Source organism: Streptomyces sp. NPDC007991 (assembly GCF_042958445.1).
GTDB lineage: Bacteria > Actinomycetota > Actinomycetes > Streptomycetales > Streptomycetaceae > Streptomyces.
Genome location: NZ_JBIBJD010000010.1, coordinates 233,983 through 252,168 on the forward strand (window position 1 = coordinate 233,983; position 18,186 = coordinate 252,168).

General features: G+C 70.6%; 18 protein-coding genes and 1 pseudogene. 12 read left to right on the forward strand and 7 right to left on the reverse strand.

What is annotated here, in order from left to right; genetic code table 11:
* Nucleotides 1–3 precede the first annotated feature (3 nt).
* The 3 genes from ACFZDA_RS28530 (at nt 4) to ACFZDA_RS28540 (ending at nt 3,256) form a co-directional block, all read left to right on the forward strand.
* Complete coding sequence (locus ACFZDA_RS28530; RefSeq protein WP_391086865.1) at nt 4–1,014, forward strand: SpoIIE family protein phosphatase; 1,011 nt, start codon at nt 4–6, stop codon at nt 1,012–1,014.
* Between the two features lie 248 nt (nt 1,015–1,262).
* Nucleotides 1,263–2,603 carry a transcriptional regulator gene (locus tag ACFZDA_RS28535; protein ID WP_391086868.1) on the forward strand — a complete coding sequence of 447 codons (1,341 nt, stop codon included), beginning with the start codon at nt 1,263–1,265 and terminating at the stop codon, nt 2,601–2,603.
* 107 nt (nt 2,604–2,710) lie between these two features.
* Nucleotides 2,711–3,256: an NUDIX domain-containing protein gene (locus ACFZDA_RS28540; protein ID WP_391086871.1), complete on the forward strand. Its 546-nt coding sequence runs from the start codon at nt 2,711–2,713 to the stop codon at nt 3,254–3,256.
* 1 nt (nt 3,257) lies between these two features.
* On the opposite strand, the gene ACFZDA_RS28545 is transcribed toward ACFZDA_RS28540, so the two are convergent.
* Both ACFZDA_RS28545 and ACFZDA_RS28550 read right to left on the reverse strand, forming a co-directional pair.
* Nucleotides 3,258–3,515 (reverse strand): hypothetical protein, encoded by a 258-nt coding sequence (locus ACFZDA_RS28545; protein ID WP_010045250.1) that lies wholly within the window; start codon nt 3,513–3,515, stop codon nt 3,258–3,260.
* A 218-nt stretch (nt 3,516–3,733) separates the two neighbouring features.
* Entirely contained in the window at nt 3,734–4,609 is an 876-nt protein-coding gene (locus ACFZDA_RS28550; RefSeq protein ID WP_391086875.1) for a 3-hydroxybutyryl-CoA dehydrogenase, read from the reverse strand.
* A 180-nt stretch (nt 4,610–4,789) separates the two neighbouring features.
* On the opposite strand from ACFZDA_RS28550, the gene ACFZDA_RS28555 reads away from it, so the two are divergent.
* Nucleotides 4,790–6,028 carry a family 10 glycosylhydrolase gene (locus ACFZDA_RS28555; RefSeq protein WP_391086878.1) on the forward strand — a complete coding sequence of 413 codons (1,239 nt, stop codon included), beginning with the start codon at nt 4,790–4,792 and terminating at the stop codon, nt 6,026–6,028.
* Between the two features lies 1 nt (nt 6,029).
* Here the strand turns inward: ACFZDA_RS28555 and ACFZDA_RS28560 are convergent, their stop codons facing one another.
* Together ACFZDA_RS28560 and ACFZDA_RS28565 are read right to left on the reverse strand one after the other, a co-directional pair.
* A complete protein-coding gene (locus ACFZDA_RS28560; RefSeq protein ID WP_031114695.1) occupies nt 6,030–6,230 on the reverse strand; it encodes a DUF1918 domain-containing protein in 201 nt (66 codons plus the stop codon).
* Between the two features lie 96 nt (nt 6,231–6,326).
* Nucleotides 6,327–7,247: an EamA family transporter gene (locus tag ACFZDA_RS28565; protein WP_391086881.1), complete on the reverse strand. Its 921-nt coding sequence runs from the start codon at nt 7,245–7,247 to the stop codon at nt 6,327–6,329.
* Between ACFZDA_RS28565 and ACFZDA_RS28570 the strand changes: the two genes are divergently transcribed.
* The 3 genes from ACFZDA_RS28570 to ACFZDA_RS28580 all read left to right on the forward strand — a co-directional run bounded on the left by ACFZDA_RS28570 (nt 7,246) and on the right by ACFZDA_RS28580 (nt 9,829).
* A complete protein-coding gene (locus ACFZDA_RS28570) occupies nt 7,246–8,682 on the forward strand; it encodes an aminotransferase class I/II-fold pyridoxal phosphate-dependent enzyme (RefSeq protein ID WP_391086884.1) in 1,437 nt (478 codons plus the stop codon). The genes ACFZDA_RS28565 and ACFZDA_RS28570 overlap by 2 nt on opposite strands.
* Before the next feature lie 39 nt (nt 8,683–8,721).
* Nucleotides 8,722–9,162 (forward strand): GNAT family N-acetyltransferase, encoded by a 441-nt coding sequence (locus ACFZDA_RS28575; RefSeq protein WP_391086887.1) that lies wholly within the window; start codon nt 8,722–8,724, stop codon nt 9,160–9,162.
* Between the two features lie 73 nt (nt 9,163–9,235).
* Nucleotides 9,236–9,829 (forward strand): histidine phosphatase family protein, encoded by a 594-nt coding sequence (locus ACFZDA_RS28580; protein ID WP_391086890.1) that lies wholly within the window; start codon nt 9,236–9,238, stop codon nt 9,827–9,829.
* Here the strand turns inward: ACFZDA_RS28580 and ACFZDA_RS28585 are convergent.
* Nucleotides 9,811–10,251, reverse strand: coding sequence for a DUF6314 family protein (locus tag ACFZDA_RS28585; protein WP_391086893.1), 441 nt, complete (start codon nt 10,249–10,251; stop codon nt 9,811–9,813). The two genes, ACFZDA_RS28580 and ACFZDA_RS28585, sit on opposite strands and share 19 nt — an antisense overlap.
* A gap of 137 nt (nt 10,252–10,388) precedes the next feature.
* Between ACFZDA_RS28585 and ACFZDA_RS28590 the strand changes: the two genes are divergently transcribed.
* The 5 genes and pseudogenes from ACFZDA_RS28590 to ACFZDA_RS28610 all read left to right on the forward strand — a co-directional run bounded on the left by ACFZDA_RS28590 (nt 10,389) and on the right by ACFZDA_RS28610 (nt 16,473).
* A complete protein-coding gene (locus tag ACFZDA_RS28590) occupies nt 10,389–12,872 on the forward strand; it encodes an alpha-L-arabinofuranosidase C-terminal domain-containing protein (RefSeq protein ID WP_391086895.1) in 2,484 nt (827 codons plus the stop codon).
* A gap of 50 nt (nt 12,873–12,922) precedes the next feature.
* Nucleotides 12,923–13,267: pseudogene (locus ACFZDA_RS28595) on the forward strand (3'-5' exonuclease); the annotation flags it as partial.
* A gap of 347 nt (nt 13,268–13,614) precedes the next feature.
* The gene (locus ACFZDA_RS28600) at nt 13,615–13,950 is read left to right on the forward strand and encodes a metalloregulator ArsR/SmtB family transcription factor (RefSeq protein ID WP_391086898.1); all 336 of its coding nucleotides are present in this window, start codon (nt 13,615–13,617) and stop codon (nt 13,948–13,950) included.
* On the forward strand, nt 13,950–14,672 hold the full coding sequence (locus ACFZDA_RS28605; RefSeq protein ID WP_391086901.1) for a cation transporter: 723 nt from the start codon (nt 13,950–13,952) through the stop codon (nt 14,670–14,672). The genes ACFZDA_RS28600 and ACFZDA_RS28605 overlap by 1 nt, the downstream gene beginning before the upstream one ends.
* A gap of 217 nt (nt 14,673–14,889) precedes the next feature.
* Complete coding sequence (locus ACFZDA_RS28610; RefSeq protein ID WP_391086904.1) at nt 14,890–16,473, forward strand: DHA2 family efflux MFS transporter permease subunit; 1,584 nt, start codon at nt 14,890–14,892, stop codon at nt 16,471–16,473.
* A 190-nt stretch (nt 16,474–16,663) separates the two neighbouring features.
* Here the strand turns inward: ACFZDA_RS28610 and ACFZDA_RS28615 are convergent, their stop codons facing one another.
* Nucleotides 16,664–17,152, reverse strand: a complete 489-nt coding sequence (locus ACFZDA_RS28615) for an SRPBCC family protein (protein ID WP_391086907.1) — start codon at nt 17,150–17,152, stop codon at nt 16,664–16,666.
* Between the two features lie 66 nt (nt 17,153–17,218).
* Nucleotides 17,219–18,088, reverse strand: a complete 870-nt coding sequence (locus ACFZDA_RS28620) for a M48 family metalloprotease (RefSeq protein ID WP_391086910.1) — start codon at nt 18,086–18,088, stop codon at nt 17,219–17,221.
* Between the last annotated feature and the right edge of the window lie 98 nt (nt 18,089–18,186).

Below are 18,186 nucleotides of genomic sequence, written 5' to 3' on the forward strand. Positions count from 1 at the left end.
CGGGTGCGAACTCTCGGTCTGCCGATCGCGTGGGGCGCGGCGGCCGTCACATACAAGCTGGCCTGTCCGCTCGCCCAGGAGTCCGGCCTCGAAGCGCGGATCGTCACCAGTACCGTGTTCTTCGCGGTCGGCACCGGGCTGATCCTCCATGTGCGGCAGACGCTGCTGCGCGAACTGCGGCGAGTGCGCCGCGTCGCGGGCGCCGCGCAGAACGCGCTGGTGAGACCGCTGCCCTCGTGTGTGGACGGACTGGACGTCGCCGCCGCCCAGTTGCCCTCGGAACGGGGAGCGGCCATCGGCGGTGACCTGTACGAGGTGATCGCCACCGAGTACGGCGTACGGGCCGTGATGGGTGACGTCCGCGGGCACGGGACCGGGACGTTCGGGACCGTCGCCGCCGTGCTCGGCTGTTTCCGTGAGGCCGTGCACGACGAGAAGGATCTCGGCGGTGTGCTGCACCGGCTGGAACGCGCGCTGGACCGGCATCTGCGCCAGGAACAACCGGCGGGCGCCGCCGAGGAGTTCGTGACGCTGCTGCTCGTGGAGATCCGGGCCGACGGGGAGATGATCGCCCTGAACTGCGGGCACCCGTGGCCGTACCGGCTGAGCGGCACCGACGTCGACCAGCTCGCCCCGGCCGATCCGCACCCGCCCCTGGGCGTGTTCCCGCTTCCGGCCGACCTGTCCCCCGTAGGGCTGGGGTATCTGGAGCACGGTGACGCCCTGTTCCTCTTCACGGACGGTGCGCAGGACGCGAGGGATGCCCGTGGCCGGTTCTTTCCGTTGCCGCATGCTCTGGCGCGGGCAACCCGGGACGCGCCGTTCTCCTCGCAGACGATCCTGAGCAGGATGTCGCATGACCTTCTGCACCACACGCGGGGCGGACCGGCGGACGACATCGCCCTGATGATCCTCACGAGGAGCGGGTGCACGTCACTCAGGGGTGCGGGGAACTGCGCGACCGGCCACGACGCACCAGCAGCCGGCAACGCACCCTGCACACCACGGCGATGAACCCCCCGGCGGAGCCGTCCGCCCCGCCACGGAGTGTCGGGCAGGCGGCCGGGCGGACGGCGGAAGCGGGCCGCCGCACTGTACGAGGGGGAGCCGGCGGCCCGGCCGGCCTCTTGCGAGGCATTTCAGTCAACCGGCTGACGACTCTCCGCGACAGTGCGCACACAGTGCGGATTCGAGCACTCCGTTCACACCCCGTGTGAAGGCGGAGCCACTAATCTGGCCGCACCGAGCCTACGGGGGCCCACATGCAGCCCAACACTCTGCTCGACGCGATCCTGGACGAGGCCGGGATCTCGCACGCGGGGCTGGCCGCACACGTCAACCAGGCGGGACGGGCGCGTGGTCTGTCCCTGAGGTACGAACACACCGCCGTCGCCCGGTGGTTGAAGGGGCAGCGTCCCCGCGGGCAGGTGCCCGACCTGATCTGCGAGGTGCTCGCCGCCCGCTTGCGGCGGCAGGTGACCCTCGACGACATCGGCCTGGGTGTGCCCGGAGAGCCGTCCGCCGCGCACACCGGCTCGCTGTCCGGCTTCGTCGAACGGGCCACCGCCCTGTGGCGCTCCGACCAGCAGCAGCGCCCGCACATCCTGGGCGCGCCCGCGCTCACCGGCACGCCCGCCGTCATGCCGGTGTGGGAGTGGGAGAACCCGCCCGAGGACGTGGACGTCTCGCGCGGCGGCCGGCACCGGGTCACCCCGGGCGACCTCGACATGCTGCGGGCCGCCCGCACGCACTACGAGCAGCTGTACCGCAAGGCCGGGGGCATCGCGACACGGGCCCGCATCGTCGGCTTCCTCAACACCGAGGCAGCGCCGCTGCTGCGCGGCAGCTACACCGACGAGACGGGCCGTCAACTTCACCGCGCCACCGGCGGACTGGTGGCCGTCGCCGGGATCTGCGCCTACGACTCCGACGCGCACGGCCTCGCACAGCGCTACTTCCACCAGGCGCTGCGGCTCGCCAAGGCCAGCGGGGACCGGGGGCTCGGCGCCTACGTCATCGCCCTGCTGGTCAACCAGTCGCTGTTCATGCGGGAGTACCGGCAGGCCGTCGCCTTCGCGGAGGCCGCGCTGCGGGCCGCCGGCAAGCGCATCACCCCGGCTCTCGCCTCGGATCTGTACGCGATGCAGGCCAAGGCGTACGCGCATCTCGGCGACGGCACGAGCGCCCTGGCCTGCATCCGCCGGGCCGAGCAGGCAGCGGCCCGTATCCGGCGTGGCCACGAGCCCGACGAGACCGGTTACGTCCAGCCGGGGCTGGTCAACGTCCAGGTGGCGGAGGCGCTGCTGAGCCTCGGGGAGATCGCGGCCGCCGGGGAGCACGCCGCGGCCGCGGTCGACAACCCGGCGCACGACCGCGGCCGGGTGCACCGGCTGGCCATGCTGAGCACGATCGAGCTGCGGCAGGGCAACGCGGACAAGGCCGTGGCCATCGCCGTGCAGATGGCCGAGCAGGCCCGCGGCATGGAGTCCCAGCGGCTGCGCGACCGGCTGCGCGCGGTGCGGGAGCACCTGGTGCGCAGCGGCTGCGCCGGCACGGCCGAGGCGGCCGAACTCATCGACGGGGCCCTGCGCGTACCGTTGTAGACCCCGGGCGCCGTCGCCCGCGTCATCCCGAGCGACGTCCTGTGCGCCTGCTGTCCGTACGTCCCTCCTGCGATATTGCCACTTACTCGACGGAAGGTGGCAGAACCGTGCAGTGGACGAAACACAACGAACAAACTGTGTACTCAAATCGCTGGTTCAGCGTCAATCTCGCGGATGTCGAACTGCCGGACGGCCGGCACCTCGACCACTTCCTCATACGGCTGCGGCCCGTGGCCGTGGCCACGGTCGTGAACGAGGCCAACGAGGTGCTGCTGCTCTGGCGGCACCGCTTCATCACCGACAGCTGGGGCTGGGAACTCGCGGCGGGCGTCGTGGAGGACGGCGAGGAGGTCGCCCGCGCGGCCGCCAGGGAACTGGAGGAGGAGACCGGCTGGCGGCCGGGACCCCTGCACCACCTCATGAGCGTGGAGCCGTCCAACGGGCTCACCGACGCCCGGCACCACGTGTACTGGGCCGACGAGGGCGAGTACGTCGGGCACCCCGTGGACGACTTCGAGTCGGACCGCCGGGAGTGGGTCCCCCTCAAGCTCGTCCCCGACATGGTCGCCCGCGGGGAGGTCCCGGCCGCCAACATGGCGGCCGCGTTACTGCTGCTGCACCATCTCAGGCTCGGGCAGGACACCTTGCCCTGAGCTAACGTCCCAGTGCCTGCCAGATCGCCACGACGAGGGCACCCACGGCGGTGAGGGCGGCGACCGCGGGCAGCGGCCAGCGCGCGTGTTCCAGTGAGTTGATCCGGGTGTTGAGCTCGTCGAGTTCCTTGGCGGTCTCCTCGGTACGGTGGCTGAGCAGCGCCAGCCCGCCCTCGACTCGGGCGTACGCCACATCGAGGCGGCGTCGTAACTCTGCGAGTTCTCCATGGACGACCGGATGCTCGGGATCGACGGTCACGAGTCCGCTCCTTTCCGTAGTCGTTGCACATCCCTTGCATGCGCATGAGGAGTCAACTCGCCTGGTGGGCGGCTGGGGAGAGTGTGCGACGGGCATATGCGAGCCCGGCGCGCACACGGTGTGTGAATGCCGCGGGCCCGGCACCCGTTCCGGTGCCGGGCCCGTCGGTTGGCCGAATTATGACCGTCCGTAATCAGCCGCGGGGGGTGTGCGCGGGGTCAGTCGTACGTGTAGAAGCCCGACCCCGTCTTGCGGCCCAGCCGGCCCGCGTCGACCATGCGCTGCAGCAGCGGCGGAGCGGCGTACAGCGGCTCCTTGTACTCCTCGTACATCGACTGGGCCACCGAGGCGACCGTGTCCAGGCCGATGAGGTCGGAGAGCTTCAGCGGGCCCATCGGGTGGGCGCAGCCCATCTCCATGCCGTTGTCGATGTCCTCGCGGCTGGCGATGCCCGTCTCGAACATCCGGATCGCGGAGAGCAGGTACGGGATCAGCAGTGCGTTGACCACGAAGCCGGAGCGGTCCTGGGCGCGGATCGCGTGCTTGCCCAGCAGTTTCTCGGTGAACAGCTGGGCCCGGCTCAGCGTGCCCTCGGACGTGGTGAGGGCCGGGATCAGCTCGACGAGCTTCTGCACGGGGGCCGGGTTGAAGAAGTGGATGCCGATGACCTGGTCGGGCCGCGAGGTCGCCACCGCCAGCTTCACCAGCGGGATGGAGGAGGTGTTGGAGGCCAGGATGGCGTCGGGCCGGGTCACGACCTGGTCGAGCACCTGGAAGATCTCGGTCTTGACCTGCTCGTTCTCCACGACGGCCTCGATCACCAGGTCGCGGTCGGCGAACTCGCCGAGGTCCGTGGTGAAGCTCAGACGGGCTTGCGTGGCCTCCAGCTCCTCCTCGGTGATCTTGCCGCGCTCGGCTGCCTTGGCCAGGGAGTTGAACAGCCGGGTCCGGCCGATCTCCAGGGCCTCGCCGGTGGTCTCGGCGACCATGACGTCCAGACCGGCCCGGGCGCACACCTCGGCGATCCCCGCGCCCATCTGACCACAGCCCACGACTCCGACGCGTGCAATGTCTCCCGCTGGGGTGTCCGTCACATCGTCCCTTTCGCCGCTGATCCACTTCCGGGCAGGTGCTCCGGGTCCCGGTGCCTGCTCCGTTCGTGCACGTTACTCCCAAGTATCGATGATCGATCGCGGGGGTCGCGCCCGCTTCGGGCATGCTGGTCGCGGAGCGATCCGCGACCGGGCGGATCCGCGGCTTTTTGGGGCATGCGGATGGGACGAGTGTCACGCAGGGCGTTCGCGGTGGCGGCGCTGTCGGCTTTCACGATGGTGCCTCCGGCGTCGGCCGCGCCCCAGCGGGGCGGCCGGGGCGACGACCGGGCTGCCTCCGAGATGCGGGGCGTGTGGCTGGCCACCGTGGCCAACCGCGACTGGCCGTCGAAGCCGGGGCTGACCGTCGCGCAGCAGCGGGCCGAGCTGATCACCCACCTCGACAGGGCGGTCCGCGACCGGCTCAACACCGTGGTCTTCCAGGTCCGGCCCGCGGCGGACGCCCTGTGGCCCTCGCCGTACGAGCCGTGGTCGCACGTCCTGACCGGCACCCAGGGCAAGGACCCCGGCTGGGACCCGCTGGGCACGGCCGTTCAGGAGGCCCACGCCCGCGGACTGAAGCTGCACGCCTGGTTCAACCCGTACCGGGTCGCCGCCCACGCCGACCCGACCCGGCTGGCAGCCGGCCACCCCGCCCGTGAGAACCCGGACTGGGTGGTGACGTACGGCGGGAAGCTCTACTACAACCCCGGGCTGCCCGAGGTCCGCAGCTTCGTGCAGGACGCGATGCTCGACGCGGTGGAGAAGTACGCCGTGGACGGCGTCCACTTCGACGACTACTTCTACCCGTACCCGGTCGCGGGCCAGAGCTTCGACGACGACGCGGCCTACGAGGAGTACGGCGCCGGCTTCCCCGACCGGGCGGCGTGGCGGCGGGACAATATCGACAAGCTGGTGCGGGAGACGGCGCAGCGCGTCAAGCGGGTCCGGCCCGGCACCCCCTTCGGCGTCAGCCCCTTCGGCGTGTGGCGCAACGCCGCCACCGACCCGCTCGGCTCGGACAGCCGGGCGGGCGTACAGACGTACGACGACCTGTACGCGGACACCCGCACATGGGTGCGCGAGGGCTGGATCGACTACATCGTCCCGCAGCTGTACTGGAACATCGGCTTCGCCGCCGCCGACTACGCGAAACTGCTGCCCTGGTGGGCGGAGGTCGCACGCGGCAGCTCGACGCGGCTCTACGTGGGGGAGGCGCTGTACAAGGCCGGTGACCCGGCGCAGCCCGCGGCCTGGCAGGACCCGGCCGAGCTGTCCCGGCACCTGACGCTGGCCGGGGACCACGCGCAGGTGCGCGGGCACGTCTTCTTCGCCGCCAAAGACGTGGCGGCCGATCGGATCGGGGCGATGGCGAGGGTGGTCGCCGACCACTACGGGCAGCCGGCGCCGCCGCCGCGCTGAATCACGGCCCGGTGGTGGTCTCCCGGTGCCGGATCTCGGTGTCGGGTCCCGGCGAGCACACGCCCTCGTGCCCGTCCTCGAACCGGACGCGGTACGGGGGGTTGCCCTCCTCGCCCAGCACTTCGACGATCTCGCCGACCTTGTCGTGCTGACCGACCACCCTGCCGTGCTGGACAAGCTGGTCGCCCACGGTTGCGCGCATCTGGAGCCTCCTCGCGATCTGCGGAGCAGCGGTGGTCCGTGGCCTTTCGAGTCTACGGCCCAGGGCGCCACGCGGCAGGGGCCGCGGGTGCCCGGCTCAGCCGCGCGCCCGTTGTGTGACGGCGATGCAGACCAGCACCGCCACCGCTGTCAGCGGGGCGGCCACGGGCAGGTGCTCGCCCAGCAGCAGCACCGACCACACCAGTGTGAGCAGGGGCTGGGCGAGCTGCAACTGGCTGGCCTTGGGGATACCGACGGCCGCCATGCCCCGGTACCAGACGACCAGCCCGAGGAACTGCGAGCCCGCCGCGACCCACAGCAGCCCGGTGACGCTGTGCGCGGTCAGCCGCAGCGGTTCCTGCGCCAGGGCCAACGCGGCGACGGGCACGGTCAGCGGCAGGCACAGCACCAGCGCCCAGCCGATGACATGCCAGCCCGGCATGACCCGGGCGAGCCGGCCGCCCTCGGTGTAGCCGGCCGCGCACACCAGCAGCGCGGCGAAGAGGTACAGGTCGGCCCTGTTCAGGGCGCCGCCGCTCTGCTGCGCGGTGAAGGCCGCCACCGCCGCCGCGCCGGCGAGGGCCGCCGCCCAGAACGTGCGCGAGGGGCGGGTGCCGACGCGCAGGGCGGACAGCAGCGCGGTGGTCAGCGGCAGCAGCCCGACCACGACGGCGGCGTGCGCGGTGGTCGAGGTCTCCAGCGCGAGCGTGGTCAGCAGCGGGAAACCGAGCACCACACCGGCCGCCACGACCGCGAGCCCGGACCAGTGGCGACGGGCGGGCAGCGGGACGCGAAGAGCGAGCAACGCACCGCCCGCGATCACGGCGGCCAGGACGCTGCGGACGGCGACCAGCGACCAGGGCCCGAAGCCCTCAAGCCCCCAGGCGGTGGCCGGGAAGGTGAGGGAGAAGGCGGTGACGCCCAGGGCGGCCTGGAGGGTGCCGAGGCCGGGCCGCTGCTCCCGCTCCTCGGCGACCGCTATCCGGGAAGCGGTAGTAGCGCTACTCTGTACTCTCATGCAAGAGCGTAGCAGCGTCGGTGAGCTGGCGGAACAGCTGCGGCGGGAGCTCGACCGCTACTCGCCTGGTGGAAAGCTGCCGTCGAGCCGGGCCCTGGTCGAGCGGTTCCGGGTCAGCCCCGTGACCGTGTCGCGGGCGCTGGCTCAGCTCGCCGCCGAGGGACTGGTCGTCACCCGGCCCGGCGCGGGCGCGTTCCGCGCGCAGGCCAGGACCGCACCGGCCCCCGCCGGGGACACCTCCTGGCAGGAGGTCGCGCTCAGCGCGGAGGGTGCCGCCGATCTCGTGCCGCGCTCGGTGGACGCCTCCGGGGTCCTCGTCTCGCTGGCCGCCCCGCCGCCCGGCGTGATCGAGTTCAACGGCGGCTATCTGCACCCCTCGTTGCAGCCGGAGCGCGCGATGGTCGCGGCCCTGTCGCGCGCCGGACGCCGCCCCGGAGCCTGGGGTCGCCCGCCCATGGAGGGGCTGGCGGAGCTGCGCGAGTGGTTCGCGCGCGGCATCGGCGGATCCTTCACGGCCGCCGAGGTGCTGATCACCGCGGGCGGACAGTCCGGGCTCACCACCGCCCTGCGCGCCCTCGCCCCGCCCGGCGCCCCCGTCCTCGTCGAGTCGCCGACCTACCCGGGCATGCTCGCCATCGCCCGTGCCGCGGGCCTGCGCCCGGTGCCCGTCCCGGTCGACCCGGACGGGGTGAGACCGGCGCTGCTCGCCGACGCCTTCCGGGCCACCCGCGCCCCGGCCTTCGTCTGCCAGCCGCTCTTCCAGAACCCCACCGGTGCCGTGCTCGCCCCCGAGCGGCGCCAGGAGGTGCTGCGCATCGCCCGTGAGGCGGGCGCGTTCGTCGTCGAGGACGACTTCGTACGGCGGCTCGTGCACGAGGACGCGGGACCGCTGCCACGCCCGCTGGCCGCCGACGACCCCGACGGTGTCGTCGTCCACGTCTGCTCGCTGACCAAGGCGACCTCGCCGAGCTTCCGGGTCAGCGCCCTGGCCGCGCGCGGCCCTGTCCTGGAGCGGTTGCGCGCGATCCAGGTCGTCGACACCTTCTTCGTGCCCCGGCCCCTCCAGGAGGCGGCGCTCGAACTCGTCGGCTCGCCCGCCTGGCCGCGCCATCTGCGCGCGGTGGCCGCCGAGTTGAAGGCGCGCCGGGACGCGCTGACCGCCGCGCTCGCGCTGCGCCTGCCGGAACTCGCCCTGGCGCACGTGCCGTCCGGCGGCTACCACCTGTGGCCGCGGCTGCCGGACGGGCAGGACGAATCGGCTCTCGTGGCGGCCGCCCTGCGCGCGGGCGTCGCGATCACCCCCGGCCGCCCCTACTTCAGCGCCGAGCCGCCGGCCGCCCACATCCGGCTGAGCTTCGCGGCCGTCGCGGGGACCGGGGAGATCGCGGAGGGCGTACGGCGGCTGCGCACGGCCTGCGACGAGGTGCTGGGATAAGCGTTCGACGCACGGCCGCCGGCCTGCCAGCATCCCGTCATGACCGATACGCCGAGCCTGCCCGAGGGCTACGAGATCTCCACCGACCCCGCCCGCGTCGACGCCGAGCGGGTCCACCACTGGCTGTCCACCGACGCGTACTGGGCGCTGGGCCGCCCCCGCGAGAAGCAGGACCGGGCGATCGAGGGGTCGCTCAACTTCGGGGTGTACGAAACGGTGTCGGGCGAGCAGGTGGCGTACGCCCGGGTCATCACGGACCGGGCGACCTTCGCATGGCTCTGCGACGTGTACGTCGACCCGTCGGTGCGCGGCAAGGGCGTCGGCACCGCACTCGTGGCGGCCGTACGGGAGGAAGTGCGGCCGTACGGGGTGCGCCGGGTCCTGCTCGCCACGCACGACGCGCACGGCGTCTACGAGAAGCTCGGGTTCGCGGCGCTGGAGCGGCCCGAGCACTGGATGGCGCTCATCTTCGGCCCGTGAGGGCCGGTGCACCCTGGGTAACTCCCTGGTAACGGCTCTTGACCTGCGCACTTGCGGCACCCACCATCACCGCATGCCACTTCGGGTCACGTTCGTCGCCGCCGCCCGCAGCTCCCCGCTGCTCGCCGAGCGCTTCGAGGACGACCGGCCACTGGACCCGGCCGGCTGGGGTGAGGTGGAGCGCGTCGCCCACGAGCTGCTGCCGCTCGCCGCGGCCGAACTGCGCTACTGCTCGCCGACCCCCCGCAGCCGTGCGACGGGGGAGGGGCTCGGGTACGCGCCGCTCGTCCAACTCGGCCTGCGGGACTGCGACATGGGCCGGTGGCGCGGGCTGACCCTGGGCGAGGCGATGGCCCGGGAACCGGAGGCCGTGGACGCCTGGCTCGCCGATCCGCGCGCCACACCGCACGGCGGTGAGTCGCTGGTGGACTTCATCACCCGCGTCGGCGGCTGGCTCGACACCCGGCCCGTCGAGGACGGCTGCCGGGTCGTGGCCGTCGCCGAGCCGTCCGTGATCCGCGCCGCCTTGGTGTACGCCCTGAAGGCACCGCCCTCGACGTACTGGAACATCGACGTCCGCCCGCTGTCGACGACCGCCGTGACGGGCCGGGCGGGGCGCTGGAACCTGCGCTTCGACGGAGTGCCGGCTCAGCCGTCGCGCGCGTAGTCCGTGCGCAGCACCAGATCCTTGGCCGGGCCGCGCACGCGCCACACCGTCCGCCAGTGGTCCGGGTCGTGGACGGTGAACTCGCCGCGGTAGAGGTCCGCCGCGCAGGGGTGGTCGGCGACGTGCCGTCCGGACGTCAGGTCCAGGTCGTGGAACGGACGGCCGTCCGCGAACCGGACGTCCGCCGTGCCGCCCGGGCCGGGCAGGAACCGCAGCGTCCGCTCGGCGGGCCGGGCGACGCCCTGCCAGACGAAGCTGCCGGACTCGTGGTGCAGCAGCCCGCCGTCCTCCTCTGCGGTGAACACCGTGGTCCCGGCGAACTCCCCCTGCTCGCCGCTCGCGAGATCCCGCACCGACCGGGCCACGCGCCAGTGCCCTGCCAGATAGGCCAGTGCGTCCGGAACTGCCCAGAACTCGCCCATTGCGTCCCGCTCTCCGTAACAACCGTCGCTGCGCGACCCATTGACGTGCATCAGCCCCCTCCCTATCTTGCCGTTCGAAGTGCTGATCAATGTCTGATATTTCGAACACTCCTCTACCAGAGAGCCGCGGAGTATCCATGCCACGCACCGCCCGCACCCGATGGAGAGTCGGTCTCACGACCACCGCCCTCCTGACGGCAGCAGCCCTCGTACCGGCCCCCGCGCACGCCGAGGACGTCGCCGACTACGCGATCACCGTCGACCCGTCCGCCAAGGGCCCGGCGATCGACGACACCATGTACGGCGTCTTCTTCGAGGACATCAACCGGGCCGCCGACGGCGGTCTGTACGCCGAACTCGTGCAGAACCGCTCCTTCGAGTACTCCACCGCCGACAACGGCTCCTACACGCCCCTGACCTCCTGGACGGTGGGCGGCACGGCCGAGGTCGTGAACGACTCGGGCCGCCTCAACGAGCGCAACCGCAACTACCTCTCCCTGGGCGCCGGTTCCTCGGTGACGAACGCCGGCTACAACACCGGCATCCGGGTCGAGCAGGGCAAGAAGTACGACTTCTCCGTGTGGGCCCGCGCCGAGAGCGGCAGCACCCTCACCGTCTCCCTCAAGGACGCGACGGGCGCGCTGGCCACCGCCCGGCAGGTGGCCGTCAAGGGCGGCTGGGCCAAGTACCGGGCCACCTTCACCGCGAGCCGCACCAGCAACCGCGGCCGCCTCGCCGTGGCCTCGTCGAACGCCGCCGCGCTCGACGAGATATCCCTCTTCCCGCGCGACACCTACAAGAACCAGCCGAACGGCCTGCGCAAGGACCTCGCCGAGAAGATCGCCGCCCTGAAGCCGGGCTTCGTGCGCTTCCCCGGCGGCTGCCTGGTCAACACCGGCTCCATGGAGGACTACAGCGAGGCCTCGAACTGGCAGCGCAAGCGCAGCTTCCAGTGGAAGGACACCATAGGCCCGGTCGAGCAGCGCGCCACCAACGCCAACTTCTGGGGCTACAACCAGAGCTACGGCCTCGGCTACTACGAGTACTTCCGCTTCGCCGAGGACATCGGCGCCATGCCGCTGCCCGTCGTCCCCGCCCTGGTGACCGGCTGCGGCCAGAACAAGGCCACCGACGACGACGCCCTGCTCAAGCGGCACATCCAGGACACCCTCGACCTCATCGAGTTCGCCAACGGCCCCGCGACCTCCACATGGGGCAAGGTCCGGGCGCGCATGGGCCACCCCAAGCCCTTCCACCTGACCCACCTGGAGGTCGGCAACGAGGAGAACCTCCCGAAGGAGTTCTTCGCCCGCTTCCAGCAGTTCCGGGCCGCCATCGAGGCCAAGTACCCGGACATCACGGTCATCTCCAACTCGGGCCCGGACGACGCCGGCACGACCTTCGACACCGCCTGGCAGCTCAACCGCGAGCACGGCGTCGACATGGTCGACGAGCACTACTACAACAGCCCGAACTGGTTCCTGCAGAACAACGACCGCTACGACTCCTACGACCGCAAGGGCCCCAAGGTCTTCCTCGGTGAGTACGCCTCCCAGGGCAACGCCTGGAAGAACGGCCTCTCCGAAGCCGCCTACATGACCGGCCTGGAGCGCAACGCGGACGTCGTCAAACTCGCCTCCTACGCCCCGCTGCTCGCCAACGAGGACTACGTCCAGTGGCGGCCGGACATGATCTGGTTCAACAACCGGGCCTCCTGGAACTCGGCCAACTACGAGGTCCAGAAGCTGTTCATGACCAACGTCGGCGACCGCGTGGTCCCCTCGAAGGCCACGACCACGCCGAACGTCAGCGGCCCGATCACCGGTGCCGTCGGCCTGTCCACCTGGGCGACCAGCGCCGCGTACGACGACGTGAGGGTCACCTCGGCGGACGGCTCGACGCTGCTCAGCGACGACTTCTCCGGTGACGCCTCGAAGTGGAAGCACAACGGCGCCGGCAGCTGGAGCATCCAGGACGGGCAGTACGTCCAGACCGACACGGCCGCCGAGAACACCATGGTCACGGCGGGCGACCCGGCCTGGAAGGACTACGACCTGCATGTGAAGGCCACCAAGAAGTCCGGCAAGGAGGGCTTCCTCGTCGCCTTCGGCGTCAAGGACACCGGCAACTACTACTGGTGGAACCTGGGCGGCTGGAACAACACCCAGTCCGCGATCGAGCAGGCCGTGGACGGCGGCAAGGGCACGCTGATGACGAAGGCCGGATCGGTCGAGACGGGCCGCGCCTACGACATCGACATCAAGGTGCGCGGCCGTCAGGTCACCCTGTTCCTGGACGGCAAGGAGTGGGGCAGCTTCAAGGACGACAAGCCGGCCGAGCCGTTCCGCCAGGTCGTCACCAAGGACGCGAAGACCGGTGACCTGATCGTCAAGGTCGTCAACGCCCAGTCCGCCGAGGCCCGTACGGCCGTCGACCTGGGTGGCGCGAAGGTCGCCTCCACCGCCCGCGTGACCACGCTGGCCGCCGACGAGGACGCGGTGAACACCGAGACGGACACGCCGGTGACGCCGGTGACGTCCACGTTCCGGGGGGTGGCGCAGAAGTTCACCTACACCTTCCCGGCGAACTCCGTCACGTTCCTGCGGATCAAGCAGAGGTAGCGAGCACCTCGCGTGGGCCGCCGCCTCCTGGGGTGGCGGCCCACGCACGTGATCCAGCAGGTCGTGACCTGCAGCCGTTCGTGGAACTCGTCGACACCTACGGCCCGCAGGCCATTATCGCTGCGGTCGATGCGCTGGCCGACGAGGGGCAGGCCGATGTCACGGTCTCGACCGCTCACACGGCCAAAGGCCGAGAATGGCTCAAGGTCAAGATCGCCGATGACTTTCCGCCGCCCCCAGACACCGACCGCCTCGACGACCGGGGCTGCCCGGTCCCGGAACCCGTGAATGCAACCGACGCGCGCCTCGCGTATGTAGCCGTCACGCGCGCCCGCCATCATCTGGACCTTGGAGGACTTGCGTGGATTGAGAACCACCCAACTCGCAGGGACTAAACCCCATCCCTCGGGTGGGTGTCGCGCAGAAGGCGTCACCGCCCATGCCTCACGCTCCTGCCCGCGGACGGCGGCGATCAAGGGGGTGGCGATGGACGGCAAGATCGGCATGATCACCAAACAGAGGGCAGCCAGAATGATGCCTGAGTGGAGGGCCTCCGCCCGCCCGAGGCTGACAGCGTGCCCATGAATCGACCGTGCTGTGCAAGGCGAGGTGGTGCGGCAGGGGGTGGCGGAGCGTCGGCAGGTAGACGTGGCCTCGGCTTGTGCCATCGCGCGACCCAACCGTGTGAACGCGACTTGATTCAGACTTTGCTGAATTCAGATTTTTCTGTATCGTCTCCGCTGTGCTGAATCTCGCGTCCGACATTGAGGTGCTGGCGCGGTTCGGTCGTGCGCTCGCCGATCCGATCCGCTGCCGGCTGCTGCTTGCATTGCGTGCTGCTCCGGCCTATCCGTCCGATCTTGCCGACGCCCTCGGTATCTCCCGTACCCGACTGTCGAACCACCTGGCGTGCCTGCGTGACTGTGGCCTTGTCGTGGCCGTGCCCGACGGCCGCCGCAGCCGCTACGAGCTGGCCGATCCTCGTCTCGGCCACGCGCTGGACGATCTGCGCACCGCCGTTGTGGCTGTCGCCGAGGACAGTACGTGCCCGGACGCGGAGGAGAAGGGCTGCTGCTGATGACCGCGATTTCTCTCGAGCCCACTCCGGACCGCCGCGAAATCCTTGCGAAGCGAATACGGCTCCTCGTGGCCGCAACGATCACCTACAACGTCGTCGAGGCGATCGTTGCGATCACCGCGGGCACGCTGGCTTCCTCCACTGCGCTGATCGGTTTCGGTCTCGACTCGATCATCGAGGTCTCATCCGCCGCTGCGGTCGCCTGGCAGTTCTCCGCCGCCGAGCACGCCGTGCGAGAGGCACGTGAGAAGACCACCCTGCGCATCATCGCGGTGTCGTTCTTCGCCCTCGCCGCCTACGTCACCTTCGACGCGATCCGCGCCCTGACGGGCAGCGGTGAGGCCGAACGCTCCATCCCTGGCATCGTGCTCGCCGCGCTGTCTCTGGCGATCATGCCGTTCCTGTCCGCGGCTCAGCGTCGCGCCGGACGGGAGATCGGCTCCGCGTCCGCAGTCGCCGACTCCAAGCAGACCCTGCTGTGCACCTACCTGTCCGCCGTGCTCCTGGTGGGCCTGGTCCTCAACGCCACTCTCGGCTGGTCGTGGGCCGACCCCATCGCCGCCCTGGTCATAGCCGCGATCGCGGTCAAGGAGGGCCGGGAGGCATGGCGCGGTGACGGCTGCTGCGCACCGAGCGGTCTGAGCACGCTCAAGGCAGGCGCAGAGCCGGACAAGGGCGAGGACGCCTGCGGCTGCGCCCCGGGGTGCTCCTGCTGCAACTGACCTGACGGTGCTGCCGCTTACGGCAGCGTCTGACAACTTCATGAGGGGGACTTTCGACTCGGCCCCCTGAGTGCCATGCAACGGCTCAGGGGGCTTTCGCGTGCACCCGTATGCACGTCGGCCACGGCAGATCAGCCCGTGGCCCCACTGGCCGGGCAGTCGGCCCGGCCCATTCATCGACTTTGTGTTTGCGCCCTGCTGAGGAGCATCCATGGCAATGCCCGGCACCACCGCAACTGATCAGCCAGCACTGCTGGCACGCAACCGCTGGCTCGCTCTGGCCGCACCCGTCTTCGGCCTGATGATTGTCGGCCTGGACGCGACGATCCTTACGGTCGCGCTGCCGACGCTGGCCACCGAACTCGAGGCCACCACCACCGAGTTGCAGTGGTTCACCGACGGCTACACCCTTCCCTTCGCCGGTCTGCTGCTGCCGCTCGGCGTGCTGGGAGACCGGATCGGACGTCGGCTTGTCCTGATTGGCGGTCTGCTGCTGTTCGGCGTGGGCTCGGCGATGGTCATGGCGGTCGACAGCCCTGACGGGCTCATCGTCGCCCGGGTGGTCATGGGCGCGGGCGCTGCCGCGATCACTCCGCTGGCTCTCGGGATGGTGCCGCTGCTGTTCCCGCCCTCAGAGCGGTCGAAAGCGATGGCGATCGCCACCGCCGGCTTCGCGCTGGGACTGCCGCTCGGGCCGCTCGCGGGCGGTTGGCTGCTGAGCAACTTCTGGTGGGGATCGATCTTCCTGATCAACATTCCCGTCGTGATCGTCGCCGTCCTCGGGATCATCCTGTTCGTGCCAGAGTCTCGCGACCCGCACGCGAAGAAGCTCGACTTGATGGGCGCCGCGCTGTCGCTGGTGGGTGTCTCCGCGTTCGTCTACGGCGTCATCGAGGTACCTAACGCCGGATGGTCCGACCCGACCGTCCTGGTCACCATGATCGGCGGCCTGGTTCTGCTGGCGCTGCTGCTGGTGTGGCTGCGCCGGGCCTCCAGCCCGCTGGTGGACCTCGGGTTCTTCCGCAACGCCCGCTTCACCTGGTCCAGCGTGGCGATCTCGGCGGTGATGTTCATCCTGTTCGGCGTGCTGTTCGTGGTGCCGCAGTTCCTGCAGCAGGTGCAGGGCAAGGACGCCATGGACACCGGGCTGCACCTGCTGCCGATGATCGGCGCCCTGATCATCGGGGCGGGCGTGGGTGGTCGGCTGGTCGGCAAGATCGGCACCAAGATCATCGTTACGGCGGGCATGGTGCTGTGGGTGGCCGGGCTGGGGCTGCTGGCCACGGTGGACGCCGACACGGACTTCACTGTGACGGGCACTGCGCTGGCCGTCATGGGCCTGGCCCTGGGCTTCACAATGCCCACCACGCTGGACGCGATCCTCAGTTCTCTTCCGGCCGACCAAGTCGGCGCGGGCTCCGCGCTGGCCAACAGCATGCGGCAGATCGGGGCGTCGGTCGGAGTCGCCGTCCTCGGCAGCTCGCTGAACTCCGCCTACCGCAACAACATCGACGACGACATCCCCGCCGCGCTGCCACCACAGGCGCAGGAAGCGGTCAGGGACAACGTGGCCGGGGCCATCCAGGTCGCCGAAAAGCTCCCCGCTGCCCAGGCGGGTTCCCTCGCGGACACGGCTCGGGAAGCCTTCGTGGCCGGCATGTCGACCGTGTCGTGGATCTGCGCCGGACTGGCCGCAGTCACCGCGGTGGTGGTGGCCGTGCTGCTCCCGGCACGGGAAACCAGGCCGCTGGTGGCCGAACCGGCCGAGGCGCAGGCGAAGGCGGAGAGCACCGCACCATAAAGGGCTCCTGGCTCCGTCGGCCCGTGCCGGAGGAGCCAGGAGGGCGTGGTGCGGTTCTCCCCCGTGCCGTGCCACGCCCACCCGCTGCCGGGCCGGCGGCTTACCCGTCCGGCCCGGCAGCCGGCTCGCTGATCGCTTCGCGGCCGTCGGCGAGCAGCCTCTGCCGCACCGAGCCTGCTGAGGCCAGCCGTCAGGCGGACTGGTGGTCCTTTTCCAGCGTCTCCTTCAACCGCTCAAGTGTGGTTCGCATCGACTGGCGGTTGTAGGCGGCACGGTCGTGGATGCCGCTGACCCGGGGACCGATGAAGCGCATGAACCAGCCGCGCTCGTCGATCCAGGTCTCGGTCACCTTCGTGGCCCGGCCGTAGCTGAGAGGCTCGAAGCGGTAGCTCCAGATGGAGATGCGCAAGCCGGCGGCCTTGGCCAGGAAGGTGAACTTCTGCCCCGGCTCGGCGGCGGTGACGGTGCAGTGGGTCGACCAGCGGCGCTTGGCGGAGGCATTGTGGCCGGTGAACCGCATGCCCGGCTTGACCTGACGGTCCAGGATGTCCTCGCCCTTGACCTCGCCGCCCGTGCACTCCGGGCTCCAGCGCCCCATGTCGGCCACGTTCGTCACCGCCTCGTACACCACGCTCGGCGGCACCTCGATCTCGATGGACTCCTCGACTCTCATTTCCATGGCATCCCTTCTCGAAGACGTTCTCCGGTCAACAAAAAGGCCCTTCGCATGAGGTGCGGAGGGCGGTCATCGGCAGATCCAGGTACACGCTGCGGCCAGGACGCCGAGTGCCGTCAGAACGGCGGGCGCCACGGCGACGGCGCAGGCCACGCAGAAGACCGCGGATGCGGTCAGGGAGTTGCAACATCGCGCGTTGCTCAGCAGATGACGGCGCCGGGTGGCCACCGGGCACTGCGAGCCGGGCTCGGGTTCCGGGCTCTTGTCGTACGCCATGCGGGCCAGGGCGCTGGCTGTGACGTGGCGGCCGCACTTGACGCGGGCCGCGCAGTCGGCACGCATCTCGATCAGCCCGTGGAAGCGTTCGGCGAAGCGGACCGCGAACAGCCGCTTGGGCAGGGCCGTGCAGAACGCCTCGCTGAGCTGGGTCAGCAGATGGTGGCGCTGGCGCAGGTGGGCCTGTTCGTGAGCGAGGACGGAATCGACTTCCTCGCGGCTGAACTCGGCCAGCACCACATCGGAGATGACGGCGTGGCCGCCCTCAGGTCCTGGCACGCTGTAGGCGAGGGGCTGGCGGCTGGGCAGGATCACCGCCCGTTTCTTCTGGTCCGCGCGGCCGAAGAGTGACAGCAGGGTCAGATGCCGCTCACGCCGCTGGGAGCCTTGGCGGTGTATCCGCGTGTAGGCGTGGATCACGCGGGCGACGAAGGCCCAAGCGATCACGACGGAGGCCAGGTCTGCCGGCAGCCGTAGCGTCCGGTGCCGGGCGATCTCCTCGAAGTGCACGGCCAGCCCGTAGGTGGCGCACATCAGACCGGTCAGTGCACCGAGGCACCCTGCGAGCCACAGGGCCAGCGCCGCGCAGGGTGCCCGGTAGGCCCACTTGGCATGGGTGACGACGGCTGAGACCCCAGCCAACAGCAGGACAGACAACAGCACGAAACACAGCGCATCCACGTAACCCCCCGTTACTTTGGTTCACTTGTTCTCGTCCGCGCAGCCGACTCCGCCCCCCGGAGTCGGCCCGCTGCCCGGCG